General features: G+C 72.5%; 4 protein-coding genes. 1 reads left to right on the forward strand and 3 read right to left on the reverse strand.

What is annotated here, in order from left to right:
- Positions 1–67: 67 nt before the first annotated feature.
- Positions 68–2,038: a 2,3-oxidosqualene cyclase gene (locus D7V93_RS38120; protein ID WP_120647995.1), complete on the reverse strand. Its 1,971-nt coding sequence runs from the start codon at positions 2,036–2,038 to the stop codon at positions 68–70.
- Positions 2,035–3,078, reverse strand: coding sequence for a phytoene/squalene synthase family protein (locus D7V93_RS38125; protein ID WP_120647996.1), 1,044 nt, complete (start codon positions 3,076–3,078; stop codon positions 2,035–2,037). Before D7V93_RS38125 ends, D7V93_RS38120 begins: the two co-directional genes overlap by 4 nt.
- Positions 3,079–3,170: 92 nt before the next feature.
- On the opposite strand from D7V93_RS38125, the gene D7V93_RS38130 reads away from it, so the two are divergent.
- The gene (locus D7V93_RS38130; RefSeq protein ID WP_120647997.1) at positions 3,171–4,580 is read left to right on the forward strand and encodes an FAD-dependent oxidoreductase; all 1,410 of its coding nucleotides are present in this window, start codon (positions 3,171–3,173) and stop codon (positions 4,578–4,580) included.
- On the opposite strand, the gene D7V93_RS45455 is transcribed toward D7V93_RS38130, so the two are convergent.
- A partial coding sequence (locus D7V93_RS45455; protein ID WP_158623953.1) for a hypothetical protein occupies positions 4,520–4,774 on the reverse strand: 255 nt, incomplete at its 5' end. The two genes, D7V93_RS38130 and D7V93_RS45455, sit on opposite strands and share 61 nt — an antisense overlap.

Consider the following 4,774-nt stretch of genomic DNA (forward strand, 5'->3'; position numbering starts at 1 on the left):
CCCGGGACATTCCAGGCGCCTTTGCGAGAACCACGAAGGAGCGCCCTGAAAGGTTACAGCCCCCCGTTCACCGCATGGACCAACAGGGCTCGACCCCCTCATTTCCAATCGCACTGCGCGGGAGGCCGCGACGCTCCGGGGCCCCCGCGAGCGACAGCGCCCACAGCGGGAAGATGCGCAGGTAGGCGTCGTAGTGGATGGCGCAGGTGCGGTTGAACACGCCCGCCAGGGGCTCTTGCGGCCACCGGCCATCCGCGCCCTGCCTCGCGCGGAGCCACGCCACGCCCCGGCGCGTGGCCTCCGAGTCCGCGTCTCCCGTGGCCACGAGCGACAGCAGGGCCCAGGACGTCGTCACCGCGTGCCCCGTGGGCCCGTCCACCCAGCGGCGCTCGCGGCAGCTCCGCACGGTCTCGCTCCAGGAGCCGTCCTCGCGCTGTTGGGCCTTCAGGAACGCGGCGGCCCGTCGCAGCGCGGGGTCTTGGGTCCGCGTGCCCGCGGCCGCCAGCCCTGACACGGCGAACCACGTGCCGTAGCTGAAGCACACGCCCCAGGACCCCTCCCAGCTTCCGTCCGGGCGCTGCGTGCGGCGCAGGAAGTCCACGCCTCGCGCGATGGCCTCCCCCACCGACGCCTCCGGCCGCGCCCTTCGCCACGCCACCAGCGCCTGCACGCACGCCGACGTGCATTCCACGTAGCTGGTGTCCACCATGATGCCGGCGAACACGTCCGAGGGGTTGAGCCGCTCCAGCCAGCGCGGCCCCCGCTGTCGCTCATAGGTGGCCCAGCCGCCGTCGCGGTTCCGCAGCGAGAGGATGAACTCCACCGCCTGTGCCAGCCGCTCGCGCGGCACGTGGTTGAGCCCGAGCGGTTCCAACAACAGACACGCCTTCAGCGCCTCCGCGGTGCAATCACTGATGGGCCACCCGTGGGCGCGCGTGCTGAAGGGCCAGCCGCCCCGGCTCGGATGCCGGTAGAAGCGCGCGGCGTGCGGCGGATCCTCCAGCACCTGCTCCGCCTCCAGGAAGCGGCCCGCCCGCGCGAGCGTGTCCCGCGCCTCTTCCGCCTGTCCCGAGGCCACCAGGGCCTGCACCGCGAACGCGGTGTCCCAGAGCTGCGAGGAGTTGTAGCCGTTGACCTTGATGCCATCCGGAGAGTGCTGGAGGTAGTCCGGCAGGCGCTCCAGATGGGCTCGCACCTCCGGACCGTCCGGCCGGGCCAGGTGCCACACCACGGTGTTCAGCACCTTGTTGATGGGCCCGATGCAGATGTAGTGCGTCGCCTCGTCCTCCGCGCGGATCAACGCCAGGGACTCATCCAGCGCGCGGGCGCGCAGCCGCTTCGAGTGGATCCGCTCGTAGAAGCCGAGCACGCGGTTCACGGCGCGCAGCCAGGCACTCCGAGGGGTATAGGCATCGGACGCGGCCACCCGGCTTCGCGCCCTCTTCCAATCCACGTCCGCGTACGGCTGGGGATAGAGCTCGCGACGCAGCTCGGCCAGCAGGGGTGTCTCCACCGCGCGGGCCCGGCGGCCAAAAAGCCAGCCCATGGGCAGGTACACCATGCGGCAATGGCACCACAGCCGCGACGGATGGAAAGGCAGCGCTCGCGGCAGCAGCCACAGCTCGGGAGGAGCGGGGTCGAGCCCGTCGTATTCATAGAGCCCCAGGAGCGCGAGGACGAACTTCCCCCAGGAGCCGCTGCCGAGTGGACCGCCCCGGGGAAGGAACCACTCCCGCGCGCGGACAAGGCCCGGATCGTCGGCGCCGACGCCCATCAGTCGCAGCGCCACGTAGTTGAGCACCGTCGTGAAGACCAGGCTGGGTGACTCCACGTCGAGCCCCCAGCCCCCATCCTCGTTCTGGTGACCGCGCAGGTGGACGAGCATCCCGTCCCGGGTGCGCGCGTCCGGGATCCTTCCCATCACATACAGCCCGGCCACGTACACCGGGCTGAGGAAGAGCGGGCCGCCGTAGTCGCCCTTCCAGGAGCCATCCGCCTCCTGGGTCCGGGCCAGCACGTCGCGGGCCCGCGAGCTCATGTCATCGCCTCCAGGGCACGGGGTGCCCGCGAACAGTCCGCGTAGAGCTCCCGCAGCGCGGCATCCGACGCCACCCGCTCCTGCGTGAGCAGCATCAGTGACCGCACGGCGTCCCGGCCGATCTTCACCGGCGCGGGGTCGAACACTGCGGGATTGCCCTCCAGGACGTTGAGGGTCAGCACCGCGAAGAAGAGGGGGTAGAGGCAGAACAGCCGCAGGCCGGGCTCCTCGGTTGGCAATGCCAGCGAATACTCGAGCGCGACGTCCAGCTCCCGGCGCGCCACCACCACCAGCTCGTCCATCAGGTCGACCGCCTGCGCGCGGTGCCCGGGCAGCACGAGCGTGGCGGGCTCCAGCCCGTGCGCGGCCATCCGATCCCAGGGCAGCCAGCAGCGTCCCCGGTCCAGGTCCTCGCGCACGTCCTTCAGGATGTTGGTGAGCTGCAGGGCGCGGCCAAAGGCAACGGCCCGTGGGACGAGCCGGGCCTTGCGCGGGGCGACCCACGGTGAGGAGGCGAGGAAGAGCCCGGTCAGCATCTCCCCCACCACGCCCGCCACGTAATAACAGTACAAGGACAGGGCATGGAGGTCGGGCAGCCCCCTGACCCCACCGCCGCCGCCATACGCCTGCTGGATGTGATTCATCCCACCCGTCATCGTGCGCACGCACCGCGCGACATGCGGGTGCACCCAGGGAGGAAGCGAGGCCAGCGTCTCCAGCACCATGGGCGTCCCAGAGACCAGCTCCGCTTCCGCCACCGGGGCTCCGCCGCCCAGCGCGAGCCCCGCCCGCCGTGAGAAGGACCGGGCGCGGGCTTCCCAGTCCGGCCCCAGCGCCACCAGTCCCGCCAGCTCGTCCAGCAGTCCTGCCTGGAGCGCCCCGAGGGCCTCGTCCTCCAGCGTGTCCGCGATGCGGCACAGCAGGTAGGCCACCGTCACCGCCAGGTCCAGGGGCGCCGGGAGCAGGGGGATGTTCAGCGCGAACGTCCGGGACACCCGGGGCAGCTGCGTGCGGCAGAAGGACTCACCTGGGACCACCATGCCTGCCTCCTCTTCGTGCGGCGCGACGCATCAATGGCTAAGTCGTCAATGACAGACAGGACGTCTCTGTCTTGTGACCGAGTGGGGGCCGCGTGGGGGACGTCGACGTGGTGATTGCCGGTGGCGGGCCCGCGGGTTGCGCGGTGGCGGCGGCGCTCGCCGAGCTGGGGTGGTCCGTCCTGCTGCTCGACGCGGGCGTGGACCGTCACAAGCAGCTCGCGGGGGAGCTGCTCCACCCCGCCGGGGTGCGGGACCTGCGCGCCCTGGGCTTCGGGGGCGTCGTGGATGCCTGGACGTCCCAGCCCGTGCGCGGCTTCGCGGTGCGCTTCCATGCCCCCACGCACACCCTCATCCTGCCCTATGGACACGGCGTCACCGGGCTGTCGCTCGAGCACGCCAACCTCACCGTCCCCCTCCAGGAGTCGGTGTCCCGACGGCCCGGCGTCACCCTGCACGGCCGCGCCCGCGTGACGGCCGTGGAGCACAACGATGAGCACGGCGTCCGCCTGCGCTTCTCCCTCGAGGGCGCCGAGCACACGGTGAAGGCCCGGCTGCTCGTGGCCGCGGACGGACGCGCGTCGCCCGTGCGGCGGATGCTGGGCATCGCCGAGCACCACCTGCGCATCTCCACCATGCTGGGCGTCACCGTGGACAGCGCCTGCCTGCCCCACCCCGACCATGGCCACCAGTTCGTGGGCGGCCCGCTGCACGCGCTCGCCTATGCCATCCAGCCCGGTGTGGCGCGCGTGATGGTGGACCTCCCCCTGGGCAGCACCGCCGGGACGTTGAAGGCCCGGCCGGAGCTCCTGCTCGCCCTGCCCCCCGGTCTGAGGTCCGAGGTCCAACAGGCCCTGGAGCAGCAACCCGCGCCGCGCATGGCCTCCAATGACGACCGGCTGGCGGAGACCGTCTGGGCGGGCAGCGCCGTGCTCGTGGGCGATGCCGCCGCGTGCTGCCATCCGCTCACCGCCAGCGGCATGGCCTCGTGCTTCCACGACGCCCGCGCCCTCCAGGAGGCGCTGCACCGCCACGCGGGCCACATCCCCCGCGCGCTCGAGCGCTATGCCCATGAGCGACGGCCGGCGCAGCGCACGCGCGTCGCGCTCGCCTCCGCGCTCTACAGCGCCTTCGCCGGCCAGGACGAGGGCATGCGGGCGCTGCGCCTGGGGCTGCTGCACTACTGGGAGCACAGCCCTCGCGGCGCGCGGGCCTCCATGGCCCTGCTCTCCTCCGAGGAGCCGCGCATGCGGGTGATGGCGCGCGAGTACCTGCGCGTCGTGGGCCATGCCCTCACCGCGATGCTCTCCACGCGCGGCCAGGGCAGCCGGCTGCGGTCCGCCGGGCCCCTGCTGCGCTCGGCCGGGCCCCCCCTGAGGGATGCCGTGGCGAGCGCGGTGGAACAGTTGGGAAGCTGGCTGCATCGTCGCGTCCGCCGCCCCGTCTACACGCTGGCCCGGGCAGGCTGGGCCTCCCCCAGGCGCGCCTTCGCATCCAACCGGTAGCTCCGGCCGCGCCAGTCCACCTCGCGCGACAGCCGCGCGGACAGCGTCACTCCGGCGACCAGCAACGGCAGCACCGCCGGCACCCAGAAGTGCCGGGGCGCGACGCGCGGCCCGTGGCACTCCTGCTGGAGCCGCAGCTGGCTCCACACGGAGAAGCCAATCGGCAGCGCCGAGATGGCCGCGAGCCCCCAGGC

It is taken from the genome of Corallococcus llansteffanensis (genome assembly GCF_003612055.1).
GTDB lineage: Bacteria > Myxococcota > Myxococcia > Myxococcales > Myxococcaceae > Corallococcus > Corallococcus llansteffanensis.